This window comes from Pseudomonas sp. BIC9C, assembly GCF_034541995.1.
In the GTDB taxonomy this organism is placed as follows: Bacteria; Pseudomonadota; Gammaproteobacteria; order Pseudomonadales; family Pseudomonadaceae; genus Aquipseudomonas; species Aquipseudomonas fluorescens_CC.
The window spans coordinates 176,220-190,179 of record NZ_JAWDGM010000003.1 but is presented as its reverse complement, the minus strand read 5'-3'; the positions used below and the strand labels follow the sequence as shown (position 1 = coordinate 190,179).

General features: G+C 60.2%; 8 protein-coding genes and 2 pseudogenes. 8 read left to right on the top strand and 2 right to left on the bottom strand.

What is annotated here, in order from left to right; all coding sequences use genetic code 11:
- Nucleotides 1-4: 4 nt before the first annotated feature.
- The 3 genes from RS887_RS15450 (at nucleotide 5) to RS887_RS15440 (ending at nucleotide 4,933) form a co-directional block, all read left to right on the top strand.
- The gene (locus RS887_RS15450) at nucleotides 5-2,707 is read left to right on the top strand and encodes a [protein-PII] uridylyltransferase (protein ID WP_322616043.1); all 2,703 of its coding nucleotides are present in this window, start codon (nucleotides 5-7) and stop codon (nucleotides 2,705-2,707) included.
- 87 nt (nucleotides 2,708-2,794) lie between these two features.
- Nucleotides 2,795-3,997, top strand: coding sequence for a succinyldiaminopimelate transaminase (gene dapC / locus RS887_RS15445; protein WP_322616042.1), 1,203 nt, complete (start codon nucleotides 2,795-2,797; stop codon nucleotides 3,995-3,997).
- Nucleotides 3,998-4,177: 180 nt separating this feature from the next.
- The gene (locus RS887_RS15440) at nucleotides 4,178-4,933 is read left to right on the top strand and encodes a peptidase M12 (RefSeq protein ID WP_322616041.1); all 756 of its coding nucleotides are present in this window, start codon (nucleotides 4,178-4,180) and stop codon (nucleotides 4,931-4,933) included.
- 25 nt (nucleotides 4,934-4,958) lie between these two features.
- On the opposite strand, the pseudogene RS887_RS15435 reads toward RS887_RS15440, so the two are convergent.
- Nucleotides 4,959-6,583: pseudogene (locus tag RS887_RS15435) on the bottom strand (Na+/H+ antiporter).
- Nucleotides 6,584-6,914: 331 nt separating this feature from the next.
- Here RS887_RS15435 and RS887_RS15430 point away from each other — a divergent pair.
- The 4 genes from RS887_RS15430 to RS887_RS15415 all read left to right on the top strand — a co-directional run bounded on the left by RS887_RS15430 (nucleotide 6,915) and on the right by RS887_RS15415 (nucleotide 10,097).
- On the top strand, nucleotides 6,915-7,277 hold the full coding sequence (locus RS887_RS15430) for an ArsC family reductase (RefSeq protein WP_008052792.1): 363 nt from the start codon (nucleotides 6,915-6,917) through the stop codon (nucleotides 7,275-7,277).
- A 32-nt stretch (nucleotides 7,278-7,309) separates the two neighbouring features.
- Entirely contained in the window at nucleotides 7,310-8,344 is a 1,035-nt protein-coding gene (gene dapD / locus RS887_RS15425; protein ID WP_008019559.1) for a 2,3,4,5-tetrahydropyridine-2,6-dicarboxylate N-succinyltransferase, read from the top strand.
- A gap of 146 nt (nucleotides 8,345-8,490) precedes the next feature.
- Nucleotides 8,491-9,696 carry a cysteine desulfurase gene (locus RS887_RS15420; protein ID WP_322616040.1) on the top strand — a complete coding sequence of 402 codons (1,206 nt, stop codon included), beginning with the start codon at nucleotides 8,491-8,493 and terminating at the stop codon, nucleotides 9,694-9,696.
- Nucleotides 9,693-10,097, top strand: coding sequence for a SufE family protein (locus RS887_RS15415; protein WP_322616039.1), 405 nt, complete (start codon nucleotides 9,693-9,695; stop codon nucleotides 10,095-10,097). Before RS887_RS15420 ends, RS887_RS15415 begins: the two co-directional genes overlap by 4 nt.
- A gap of 43 nt (nucleotides 10,098-10,140) precedes the next feature.
- Here the strand turns inward: RS887_RS15415 and tcdA are convergent, their stop codons facing one another.
- Complete coding sequence (gene tcdA / locus RS887_RS15410; protein WP_008019563.1) at nucleotides 10,141-10,959, bottom strand: tRNA cyclic N6-threonylcarbamoyladenosine(37) synthase TcdA; 819 nt, start codon at nucleotides 10,957-10,959, stop codon at nucleotides 10,141-10,143.
- Between the two features lie 372 nt (nucleotides 10,960-11,331).
- On the opposite strand from tcdA, the pseudogene RS887_RS15405 reads away from it, so the two are divergent.
- Nucleotides 11,332-13,922 (top strand): annotated as a pseudogene (locus RS887_RS15405) (glycosyltransferase).
- Nucleotides 13,923-13,960 lie beyond the last annotated feature (38 nt).

Below are 13,960 nucleotides of genomic sequence, written 5' to 3'. Positions count from 1 at the left end.
ATCGATGCCGCAGGTGGATCCCGAACTCTTCGACCGTGGCCAGTTCCAGGCTGAACTGGCCCTGAAGGCAAGCCCGATCGCGGCCTTCAAGAAGGCTATCCGCCAGGCCCGCGAGGTGCTCGACGAGCGTTTTCGCAGTGGCCGGGATATTCGCCGGCTGATCGAGGATCGCGCCTGGTTCATCGATAACATCCTGCAAAAGGCCTGGAACCAGTTCAGCTGGAGCGAGGACGCCGACATTGCACTGGTCGCTGTCGGTGGCTACGGCCGCGGTGAATTGCACCCTTATTCCGATATCGACTTGCTGATCCTGCTGGACAGCGCCGACCACGAAGTTTTCCGCGATTCCATAGAGCGTTTTCTGACGCTGTTGTGGGACATCGGCCTGGAGGTCGGCCAGAGCGTTCGCTCGATCGACGAGTGCGCCGTCGAGGCCCGCGCCGACCTGACGGTCGTCACCAACCTGATGGAAAGCCGCACCATCGCCGGCCCCGAGCATTTGCGCCAGCGCATGCTGGAGGTCACCAGCACCGCGCACATGTGGCCGAGCAAGGACTTCTTCCTGGCCAAGCGCGCCGAACAAAAGGCCCGCCACCACAAGTACAACGACACCGAATACAACCTGGAACCCAACGTCAAAGGCTCACCCGGCGGCTTGCGGGATATCCAGACGATTCTCTGGGTGGCCCGTCGCGAGTACGGCACCCTGAACCTGCGGGCACTGGCTGGCGAAGGATTCCTGGTCGAGAGTGAAAACGCCCTGCTCGCCTCTTCCCAGGAGTTCCTCTGGAAGGTTCGCTACGCCCTGCACATGCTCGCCGGTCGTGCTGAAGACCGCCTGCTGTTCGATCACCAGCGCACCATTGCCGGGTTGCTGGGTTTCAAAGGCGACGACGCCAAGCAAGCCGTCGAAAATTTCATGCAGCAGTATTACCGGGTGGTGATGAGCATCGCCCAACTCAGCGACCTGATCATCCAGCACTTCGAGGAAGTCATCCTCGCACCGGAAGACGAAGCGCCACCACAACCGATCAACTCGCGCTTCCAGTTGCATGACGGCTACATCGAAGCACGCAACAACAATGTCTTCCGTCGCACGCCGTTCGCCATGCTCGAAATCTTCGTGCTGATGGCCCAGCAACCGGAAATCAAGGGCGTGCGCGCCGACACCATTCGTCTGCTGCGGGAAAACCGCTACCTGATCGACGACGACTTCCGCAACGATATTCGCAACACCAGCCTGTTCATCGAGCTGTTCAAGTGCAAGATCGGCATCCACCGCAACCTGCGGCGGATGAACCGTTACGGCATCCTTGGGCGTTACCTGCCCGAATTCGGCTTTATCGTCGGGCAGATGCAACATGACCTGTTCCACATCTATACGGTCGATGCCCACACCCTGAACCTGATCAAGCACCTGCGTAAGTTGCAGTACACCAAGGTGTCGGAAAAATTCCCGTTGGCCAGCAAGCTCATGGGCAAGCTGCCCAAGCCCGAGCTGATTTACATGGCCGGCCTGTACCACGATATCGGCAAAGGCCGGCATGGCGATCACTCGGACATCGGTGCCGTGGATGCCGAGGCCTTTTGCCAGCGTCATCAACTGCCTACGTGGGACAGCCGCCTGATCGTGTGGCTGGTGCAAAACCATCTTGTGATGTCGACAACCGCCCAGCGCAAGGACCTGTCCGACCCCCAGGTGATCCACGATTTCGCACAGATCGTTGGCGACGAAACCCGCCTCGACTACCTGTATGTGCTGACCGTCGCCGACATCAACGCCACCAATCCGACCCTGTGGAACTCCTGGCGCGCCAGCCTGCTGCGCCAGCTCTACACCGAGACCAAGCGCGCCCTGCGTCGCGGCCTGGAGAACCCGGTGGATCGCGAAGAGCAGATCCGCCAGACCCAGAGCGCCGCCCTGGATATCCTGGTGCGCGGCGGCACCGACCCGGACGATGTCGAGCAACTGTGGGCGCAGTTGGGTGACGACTATTTCCTGCGTCACACCGCCGGCGATGTGGCTTGGCACAGCGACGCAATCCTCCAGCAACCGGCCGACGGCGGGCCACTGGTACTGATCAAGGAAACCACCCAGCGCGAGTTCGAAGGCGGCACACAGATCTTCATCTACGCCCCCGACCAGCACGACTTCTTTGCCGTGACCGTGGCTGCGATGGACCAGCTCAACCTGAACATTCACGACGCCCGGGTCATTACCTCCAGCAGCCAGTTCACCCTCGACACCTATATCGTGCTCGACACCGACGGCGACTCGATTGGCGATAACCCGGCACGGATCAAGCAAATCCGCGACGGCCTGACCGAAGCCCTGCGCAACCCGGACGACTACCCGACCATCATCCAGCGCCGGGTGCCCCGTCAGCTCAAGCATTTCGCCTTTGCGCCACAGGTGACGATCCACAACGATGCCCAGCGCCAGGTGACGGTGCTGGAACTCACGGCGCCTGATCGCCCGGGCCTGCTGGCGCGGATCGGGACGATTTTCCTGGAGTTCGATCTGTCATTGCAGAACGCAAAGATCGCCACCCTCGGCGAGCGCGTAGAAGACGTGTTCTTCATCACCGACGCCAACAATCTGCCGTTGTCCGACCCGCTGCTGTGCAGCCGCCTGCAGGATGCGATCGCCGAACAACTGAGCGTCAACCAGGAACCGGATATCAAACTGTCGCGCATCAGCATCTGAATCAACAACGGCCCGCCCTTTTGTAGGAGCGAGCTTGCTCGCTCCTACAGGGACCCGCGTCGCTCCAACACCGAACGAGATTTATCGATGAACAACGCTCTGACCCAGCTGCAGCCCTACCCGTTCGAGAAACTCCGCGCCCTGCTCGGCAGTGTCACGCCCAATCCGGACAAACGCCCGATCGCCTTGTCCATCGGCGAGCCGAAGCACCGCTCGCCAAGCTTCGTCGCCGAAGCCCTGGCCAGCAACCTGGACCAGATGGCGGTGTACCCGACCACCCTCGGCATTCCGGCCCTGCGTGAAGCCATCGCGACATGGTGCGAGCGTCGCTTCGACGTCCCCAAAGGCTGGATCGACCCGGCGCGCAACGTGCTGCCGGTCAACGGCACCCGCGAAGCGCTGTTTGCCTTCACGCAGACCGTGGTCAACCGTGGCGATGACGCACTGGTGGTCAGCCCGAACCCGTTCTACCAGATCTACGAAGGCGCGGCGTTCCTCGCCGGGGCCAAGCCGCATTACCTGCCGTGCCTGGACGAAAACGGATTCAACCCGGATTTCGACGCCGTGTCGCCGGACATCTGGAAACGCTGCCAGATCCTGTTCCTGTGCTCGCCAGGTAACCCGACCGGTGCATTGATTCCGGTGGAAACCCTGAAAAAGCTGATCGCACTGGCCGACGAGTACGACTTCGTGATTGCCGCCGATGAGTGCTACAGCGAACTCTACTTCGACGAACAAACCCCGCCACCAGGCCTGCTCAGCGCTTGCGTGGAATTGGGCCGCAAAGACTTCAAGCGCTGCGTGGTGTTCCACAGCCTGTCCAAACGTTCGAACCTGCCAGGCCTGCGTTCAGGTTTTGTCGCCGGTGACGCCGACATCCTCAAGGGCTTTCTGCTCTATCGCACCTACCACGGCTGCGCGATGCCGGTTCAGACGCAATTGGCCAGTGTTGCCGCGTGGAATGACGAAGTGCACGTGTGCGCCAACCGTGCGTTGTACCGCGAGAAGTATGACGCCGTGCTGGAAATCCTCAGCCCGGTGATGGACGTGCAGCGTCCGGATGGTGGTTTCTACTTGTGGCCCAACGTCGAGGGTGATGATGAAGCGTTCTGCCGCGACTTGTTTGTTGAAGAACATGTGACGGTGGTGCCAGGCTCCTATCTTTCCCGTGAAGTTGATGGATTCAATCCGGGTGCAGGCCGCGTGCGCTTGGCGCTGGTTGCGCCACTGGCCGAATGTGTTGAAGCAGCAGAACGAATTCGCAACTTCATAACAACCCAAACCAAGTAATAGTTATAACGCCTGTACCGTGCAATGCGGTACAGGCTATGTATCCCGCACCAATATCTACTAAAAACCTCCAACCAACTCAAACTTTCATCGCAACAATACGAACAACTAATCAACTAGACGCCTCACCACACCAAACATACTCTCAGGACTCACTCACAAACAAACAAGCACAACAACATGAACCAACCGAAATATTCCAGAATCCTTACAAACCCCGACCCACTCGCCTCTTACAACACTGCCATAAACGAGCGAGCAAGTAATGCGATCAGCAGCACCGGCGGTCGCAAAAAACGCAGCGTCGGGGAACATACAAAATACTGGAGCCTTGGTAAAACCTTAAAAATCTTGGTCTACCGCTATAACGAACATTCATTTGAAGCTGTAAAAAACGGCGCAAACAAATGGAAACCTTACATCAATCTAAACTTCGACTTTGTTGAGATAGACGAAGATGAAATCTATAACTCCGAAGAGTTTTTGGGCGACATCCGAGTCGAATGCACCCCACAATACAACGGCACCGGAGGCTCTAAACTAGGCACCGACTCAATCACAGGAAGCCCTCATACTCCTTCGATGCTGCTGGGAACCGAATTTTCCTCAACTTATTTTGAGTTCACGGTCATTCATGAATTTGGACATGCACTAGGCCTGAACCATGAACATCAACATCCCGACGCAGGAATACCTTGGGACCGAGAAAAAGCATATGCCCATTTCGCAGCAACAGCCGGCTTCTCCCGGGCAGTAGTGGACGCTAATGTCTTTCCCCTTGAGCGTGTTCCCGGCCGAACTTACACTCCCTACGACCGGCAGTCGGTGATGCACTACAAAGTCCTCAACGAACTCACTGTAGGCGACTGGCATCAACCTCAAAATTCGCAAATCAGCGAAGGTGATATCGCAGCCATGCGCAAGATTTATCCCTGACGCCCGCAGCAACCACTGAATAGAGCTACTTCACTCCCCCCAGATTTGCCTCACTCAAATCCAACTCACCTAACACCTCCCGGAGCACATCATCACCAATCTGATGCTGACGACTGAGGCTATACAACTCCAGGCGCTGCGCCCGCAGCGCCTTCAAGCGCAAACGCCGCTCCAGCAAGTCCATCTGAAAGGCCAGGGCCTGGGCTTCAGCGGAATCGTTGAACACCTCCAACTGATGTCGGTACTCCGACATGATCCGCGCCTTGAGTTCTGCAGCCAGCGCGGATTGGGCAGCGTCCTGCGGGTTGACCTCTTCTGCCTCAAGCACATGAATGGCCGCTTCGGCGGTCTTGCGCCAGGCGTCGCGCACTTCATTTCGCCGCTTGTCGTCCGGGCTGGCTTCGATGCCACGCAACAACAGCGGCAGTGCGATGCAGGCCACAATCAACGACAGCAGAATCACCCCGGCAGCAATAAAGATCAGCAAGTCCCGCTCGGGAAATGCGTTGCCCCCCATGAGCATCGGCACCGACATCACACCCGCCAGCGTCACGGCCCCGCGCACACCGCCAACGGTCAGCAACCAACAGGATCGCGCTGTCGGCACCCGGGTAACCTCACCCTTGCCGCGCAGGCGTCGCAGCAACACCGACAGGCGCCAAATGCTCTGCACCCAGACGAAGCGCAAGGCCAGCAGCACCAGGAAAATCGCCAGCACGTCCAGCCCGCGAAACAGCAACGTCGGCCATAGCGAGGTTTCGTGACTGGCGACAGCCTTGATGATGTCCGGCAACTGCAGGCCCAACAGCAGGAAAATCAGGCCATTGAAGGCGAACTCCAGCAATGACCAGACGCTGCGATTGAGCAAGCGGGTGTTGGTCTGGCGCGGCAGCAGATCGAGCCAGCTCTGCATCATCCCCGCCGCCACCGCCTGCCCGACACTTCCATGCGCTCGGCCAGCACGTAGGCCGCAAACGGCAGCAGCAACATGAACACCACGTGCGTCGCCGGATCATCCCAGCCGCGTGCGATCATCCACGCCCGCAGGCGGCCGACCAGCCAGCTCAAGGCCACCCCGACAACCAGACCACCGACGGCGACCAGCATGAATGTCAGACTGGCATTGGCCAGCGAGAACACGCCGGTCACCGCTGCCACCAGCGCAAACCTGAACGTCACCAGGCCCGAGGCATCGTTCATCAGCGCCTCACCCTGCAAGATGTGCATCAAGGGTGTGGGCAGTCTATTGCGGGAGATGGCCGACACCGCCACCGCATCCGTCGGCGACAGCACGGCCGCCAGGGCAAACGCCACCGGCAATGGCACACCGGGCAGCAGCCAGTGAATGAAATACCCGGCGCCGACCACGGTAAACAGCACCAGCCCCACCGCCAGGGTCAGGATCGGCCCGCGCAGACGCCAGAGCTCGCGCTTGGGCATGCGCCAGCCGTCGGAGAACAACAGCGGCGGCAGGAACAGAAACAGGAACAGTTCGGGATCGAGTGCCACATGCAAACCCAGCGTCGGCCATGCAAGCAAGGCCCCAGCGGCGATTTGCACCAGCGGCAACGGCAACGGAATCACCCGTCCGATCAGGCGCGAAACGCCGACCAGCATCAACAGGATCAGGACGGTGTAAGCGGTTTGCATAAAGCGTGGTTCCCGGACAATCGACAGCATTGAAGTGCCATATTAGCCGCTTAGACTGTCTGCTGACCCTTGCACCAATGTCGCACGACTGAATACCACCCTTCTGTAGGAGCGAGCTAGCTCCGGGCGGCGTTCCGACGATGGTCGTTAACGATAACGCTGTATGCCTGACAACCCGCGGCGCTCTCAGGTTCATCGCGAGCGAGCTCGCTCCTACAAAGGTTTAATGGCATGACACAAATACAAACCCGACCACAGCCGCCGCGAAACCGTCCGGTCATGGCATAATCCTTCACCTTTTAATTCCAGCACCTGCAAAGGGGGCAATTCCTTGACCGTTTCAAGCAAAACGTTGCACCTTTTCGGCATCAAAGCCTGCGACACCATGAAAAAGGCGCGCACCTGGCTCGATGAACACGCTGTCAGTTATGACTTTCATGATTACAAAGCGGTCGGTATCGACCGTGAACACCTGACCCAATGGTGCAACGAGCACGGCTGGGAAGTGGTGTTGAACCGTGCAGGCACGACCTTTCGCAAGCTCGACGACGAACGCAAAGCCGATCTCGACCAGACGAAAGCCATCGAACTGATGCTCGCACAACCCTCGATGATCAAGCGCCCGGTGCTTGATCTCGGTGACCGAACCCTGATTGGCTTCAAGCCAGATATCTACGCGGCCGCGCTCAAGTAAGCAGCCCGTTTCAATTTGCTAGAGGTATCAACATGTCTACTACCCTGTTCAGCCTGGCCTTTGGTGTCGGCACTCAAAACCGTCAAGGCGCATGGCTGGAAGTGTTCTACGCCCAGCCGCTGCTCAACCCGTCCGCCGAACTGGTCGCTGCCATTGCGCCGATCCTCGGTTACAGCGAAGGCAACCAGGCCATCACCTTCACCACCGCGCAGGCCGCGCAACTGGCTGAAGCCGTGAAAGGCATCGACGCGGTACAAGGCAAGCTGCTGACCCGCCTGGCCGAGAGCCACAAGCCGCTGGTTGCCACCTTGCTGGCTGAAGACGCCCAGTTGTCGTCCACCCCGGAGGCTTACCTCAAGCTGCACCTGCTGAGCCATCGCCTGGTCAAGCCACACGGCCTGAACCTGGCCGGGATCTTCCCGTTGCTGCCAAACGTGGCCTGGACCAGCCAGGGCGCGGTCGACCTGAGCGAACTGGCCGAGCTGCAACTCGAAGCCCGCCTGCGCGGCGAGCTGCTGGAAGTGTTCTCGGTGGACAAGTTCCCGAAAATGACCGACTACGTGGTTCCGGCCGGCGTACGTATCGCTGACGCTGCGCGCCTGCGCCTGGGCGCTTACGTGGGCGAAGGCACCACCGTGATGCACGAAGGTTTCATCAACTTCAACGCCGGCACCGAAGGCCCGGGCATGATCGAAGGCCGCGTATCCGCTGGCGTATTCGTCGGCAAGGGCTCGGACCTGGGTGGCGGCTGCTCGACCATGGGCACCCTGTCGGGCGGCGGCAATATCGTGATCAAGGTCGGCGAAGGCTGCCTGATCGGCGCCAACGCCGGTATCGGTATCCCGTTGGGCGACCGAAACACTGTCGAGTCGGGCCTGTACGTGACCGCTGGCACCAAAGTGGCACTGCTGGACGAAAACAATCAGCTGGTCAAAGTGGTCAAGGCTCGTGAACTGGCCGGCCAGCCGGACCTGCTGTTCCGTCGCAATTCGGAGACCGGTGCCGTGGAATGCAAAACCCACAAATCGGCCATCGAACTGAACGAAGCGCTGCACGCTCACAACTAAGCCACACGACCACCCGCACCGCTGTAGGAGCGAGCTTGCTCGCGATGGAAGTCAACGATAACGCGCGGCATCAGACAGCCCGTGTCGTCCAGGCGATCATCGCGAGCAAGCTCGCTCCTACAGGGGTCAGGCGTACAGGCGAACACATGATGATTCTCTCTCCCTGGCGCGCCGATTTTCCGGCTATCGCCGCCCTGCAACGGCAAGGCCAGACCTATCTGGACAACGCCGCCACCACGCAAAAACCTCAAGCCCTGCTGGATGCCCTGGCGCATTACTACGCCAACGGCGCGGCCAACGTGCATCGGGCGCAACACTTGCCCGGCGCTCACGCCACCCAGGCGTTCGAGGACAGCCGCCGCAAAGTCGCGCAATGGCTCAATACGGGTGATTGCGGTCAGATCATCTTTACCCATGGCGCGACATCCGCGCTGAATCTCCTGGCCTACGGCCTGGAGCATCTTTTCAATCCGGGCGACGAAATTGTCATCAGCGCCCTGGAGCATCACGCCAACCTGTTGCCCTGGCAGCAACTGGCGCACCGCCGCGACCTGAAACTGGTGATCCTGCCACTGGATACCGACGGTGTGATCGATCTTGAAGCCGGTGCCGGCTTGATCGGCTCGCGCACCCGCCTGTTGGCGGTCAGTCAACTGTCCAACGTGATTGGCGCGTGGCAGCCGCTGCCGCAATTGCTGGCGCTGGCCAAGGCGCACAACGCACTGACCGTGATCGATGGCGCCCAGGGCGTGGTCCATGGCCGCCACGACGTGCAAGCGCTGGGCTGCGATTTTTATGTGTTCTCCAGCCACAAGCTTTATGGCCCCGATGGCCTGGGCGTGCTGTTCGGGCGCAATACAGCGCTGCAACAGCTGCGTCCCTGGCAGTTCGGCGGCGAAATGGTGCTGGATGCCAATTATCACGACGCACGCTTTCGCCCGGCACCGCTGGGTTTCGAGGCCGGGACGCCGCCGATTGCCAGTGTGATCGGCCTCGGAGCGACCCTGGATTACCTCGCCGGGCTCGATCAGGACGCCGTGTCCACCCATGAAGCGGCGCTGCATGCCTGCCTGCTCAAGGGCCTTGAGGCGCGCAACGGCATTCGCCTACTGGCCAGGCCGCAAGTGGCACTGGCCAGCTTTACCGTCGAGGGTGTGCATAACTCCGATCTCGCGCATTTGCTGACCGAACAAGGGATCGCGGTGCGCGCCGGTCATCACTGCGCCATGCCGCTGCTCAAACGCTTCGAACTGGCCGGGGCGATTCGGGTGTCGTTGGCGCTGTACAACGATTCCGAAGACATTGAGCGGTTCTTTGAAGCCCTGGACCAGGCGCTGGAGCTGTTGCGATGAACCTGCCTGCCGATGCCGTGACGGCACTGGACACCTTTCAGAAAGCCGCCGGCTGGGAACAACGCGCACGCCTGTTGATGCAATGGGGCGAGCGCCTGCCAGCGTTGAGTGATGCGCAGATGTGCGATGCCAACCGGGTGCACGGCTGTGAAAGCCAGATGTGGCTGGTGGGCGAACTGCGCGACGGTCATTGGCAGTTCAGCGCCAACAGCGATGCTCGCCTGATTCGCGGGCTGGTGGCGTTGCTGCTGGCGCGGGTCAACGGGTTATCGGCGGCTGAGTTGCTGCAGGTGGATTTGGCGGACTGGTTCAATCAGCTGGGGTTGGGACGGCAGTTGTCCGAGTCTCGCAGTAACGGCTTGAATGCCGTATTACAACGCATGCGCGAGCTAACTCTGTAGGAGCCGCCCTCGCTGGCAAGCCAGCTCCTACAGGGATTGTGTTTCAGGCCTCAGGCTTGACCCGATCCGCCGGCCGCCGCACGCCCGCCACGATCTTGTCCACCGCCTTGGTCGCCGCGACCATGCCGAAGGTTGCCGTGACCATCATCACTGCGCCAAACCCGCCCGCGCAGTCGAGCTTCACGCCATCGCCGACAAAACTCTTCTGCAGGCAAATGCTGCCATCCGGTTTCGGGTAGCGCAGTTGCTCGGTGGAAAACACGCACGGCACGCTGTAGTGGCGGGTCACGGTGCGGGAGAAACCGTAGTCGCGGCGTAGCGTGGAGCGCACTTTCGACGCCAGCGGGTCGTTGAACGTGCGATTCAGGTCGCAGACCTGGATCAACGTCGGGTCAATCTGCCCGCCCGCGCCACCGGTGGTGATGATCTGGATCTTGCGGCGTTTGCACCAGGCAATCAGCGCAGCCTTGGCGTTGACGCTGTCGATGCAGTCGATCACGCAGTCGATGTTCGGCGTGATGTACTCGGCCATGGTGTCGCGGGTAACGAAGTCCGGTACCGCATGCACCGTGCAGTCCGGATTGATCCCGCGCAGACGCTCGGCCATCACCTCGACCTTGGGCTTGCCCACCGTGCTGTCCAGCGCATGCAACTGACGGTTGGCGTTGCTGACGCAGACGTCGTCCAGGTCGAATAGCGAAATCTCGCCCACGCCACAGCGTGCCATGGCTTCCGCCGCCCAGGAACCGACACCACCGACGCCAACGATGGCCACATGGGCCGCACGCAGGCGTTCAAGGCCTTCGATGCCATACAAACGGGCGATGCCTGCAAACCGCGGATCTTCTGTACTCATGACCATTACCCCAAAAACCGGCGCGCATTATAAAGGGTGTCCTGCCTCACAAACACTGTTCCTTTTTTGACGGTTTCTGTTGCCGTCATGCTGCGTTGCCGCTCCTCGCCATAGCGGGCTATGACTCGTCGCTGCGCCTTGCCTGACGACAACAGCCACTCATCAAAAGAGGAACGTGTCTGCGAGGCAGGACACCTACGCAGCAACAAGATTTAAGTTTCAAGCGACAAGTGTAAGAACTTATGTGAAAGCCAATTGCCCAACGTCAGGCATTTCCCTGTCCGATATACGTTCAGTGAACTGCCGGTGTAGGATGCGCGCCCCTTTACGGCCGCCGACCGTCCCCTCGTTCCACAGCCTTTGGAACCCGAAATAGCTATGTCATCGCGTAAATTTGGACTCAACCTGGTCGTGGTGCTCGCCATCGCAGCCTTGTTTACCGGCTTCTGGGCGCTGATCAATCGCCCGGTCACCGCCCCCAACTGGCCGGAGCAAATCTCCGGTTTCTCCTACTCACCGTTCCAGCAGGGACAGTTCCCACAGAAGGATCAGTATCCGTCCGATGATGAGATGCGCCGTGACCTGGAGATCATGAGCAAGCTGACGGATAACATCCGCATCTACTCAGTCGATGGCACCCTGCAAGACATTCCGAAACTGGCGGAAGAGTTTGGTTTACGGGTGACCCTGGGGATCTGGATCAGCCCGGACCAGGAACGCAACGAACGGGAAATTACCCGCGCCATTGAAATCGCCAACTCCTCACGCAGCGTGGTTCGTGTGGTGGTCGGCAACGAAGCGATCTTCCGCAAGGAAATTACCGCCCAGGAACTCAGCGTCATGCTCGACCGCGTGCGCGCCGCCGTGAAAGTGCCAGTGACGACGTCCGAGCAGTGGCACGTCTGGGAAGAACACCCGGAACTGGCCAAACACGTCGACCTGATCGCCGCGCACATCCTGCCTTACTGGGAGTTCATCCCGATGGACAAGGCCGGGCAGTTCGTCCTCGACCGCGCCCGCGACCTGAAAAAAATGTTCCCGAAAAAGCCGCTGCTGCTGTCCGAAGTGGGCTGGCCGAGCAACGGCCGCATGCGCGGTGGCGCCGATGCCTCACCGGCGGACCAGGCGATCTACCTGCGAACCCTGGTCAACAAACTCAACCGCCAGGGCTTCAACTACTTCGTGATCGAAGCGTTTGACCAGCCGTGGAAAGCCAGTGACGAAGGCTCCGTCGGCGCCTACTGGGGTGTGTTCAACGCCGCACGCCAGCAGAAGTTCAACTTCGAAGGCCCGGTAGTGGCGATTCCGCAATGGCGCGTATTGGCCATTGGTTCGGTGGTATTGGCGCTGTTGTCGCTGACCCTGCTGATGATCGACGGCTCGGCCCTGCGCCAGCGTGGCCGTACCTTCCTGACCTTCATCGCGTTCCTGTGCGGTCGGTACTGGTGTGGATCGGTTACGACTACAGCCAGCAGTACAGCACCTGGTTCAGCCTGACAGTGGGCTTTTTGCTCGCCCTCGGTGCGCTCGGGGTGTTTATCGTGCTGCTGACCGAAGCCCACGAACTGGCTGAAGCGGTGTGGGTGCACAAGCGTCGTCGCGAGTTCCTGCCGGTGGTGGGCGATTCCAGCTACCGCCCGAAAGTGTCGATCCACGTGCCCTGCTACAACGAGCCGCCGGAGATGGTCAAACAGACCCTCAACGCCCTGGCCAACCTCGACTATCCGGACTTCGAAGTCCTGATCATCGACAACAACACCAAGGACCCGGCGGTCTGGGAACCGGTGCGTGACTACTGCGCAACCCTCGGCCCGCGCTTCAAGTTCTTCCACGTGGCACCGTTGGCCGGCTTCAAGGGCGGCGCGCTGAACTACCTGATTCCGCACACCGCCAAGGATGCCGAAGTCATTGCCGTGATCGACTCGGACTACTGCGTCGACCGCAACTGGCTCAAGCACATGGTGCCGCACTTCGCCGATCCGAAGATCGCCGTGGTGCAGTCGCCGCAGGACTACCGCGACCAGAACGAAAGTACCTTCAAGAAGCTCTGCTATGCGGAGTACAAGGGCTTCTTCCACATCGGCATGGTTACCCGAAACGATCGTGACGCGATCATCCAGCACGGCACCATGACCATGACCCGCCGTTCGGTGCTCGAGGAGCTGGGCTGGGCCGACTGGTGCATCTGTGAAGACGCCGAACTGGGCCTGCGGGTGTTCGAGAAAGGCCTGTCGGCGGCGTACTACCACGACAGCTACGGCAAGGGCCTGATGCCCGATACCTTCATCGACTTCAAGAAACAGCGTTTCCGCTGGGCCTACGGAGCGATCCAGATCATCAAGCGTCATACCGCCAGCCTGCTGCGCGGCAAGGACACCGAACTGACCCGTGGCCAGCGTTACCACTTCCTCGCGGGCTGGTTGCCTTGGGTGGCGGACGGCATGAACATCTTCTTCACCGTCGGCGCACTGCTGTGGTCGGCGGCCATGATCATCGTGCCGCAACGGGTCGATCCACCGCTGCTGATTTTCGCGATCCCGCCATTGGCGCTGTTTGTGTTCAAGGTCGCCAAGATCATCTTCCTCTACCGTCGTGCGGTCGGGGTCAACCTGAAGGATGCCTTCTGCGCGGCACTGGCCGGTCTGGCGTTGTCCCATACCATCGCCAAAGCGGTGCTGTACGGTTTCTTCACCAGCAGCATTCCGTTCTTCCGCACCCCGAAAAACGCCGATAACCACGGCTTCTGGGTAGCGATTTCGGAAGCCCGGGAAGAGATGTTCATCATGCTGCTGTTGTGGGGCGCGGCGCTGGGGATCTACCTGGTGAACGGTATGCCGAGCAACGACATGCGCTTCTGGATCACCATGCTGCTGGTGCAGTCGCTGCCGTACGTCGCGGCGCTGATCATGGCGTTCCTGTCATCGCTGCCGAAACCGACCGCCGAGCCTGAAACGGCACCTGTCGTCTAAATCTCTGCGGATGCACTAAACGGCGGCCAATGGTCGCC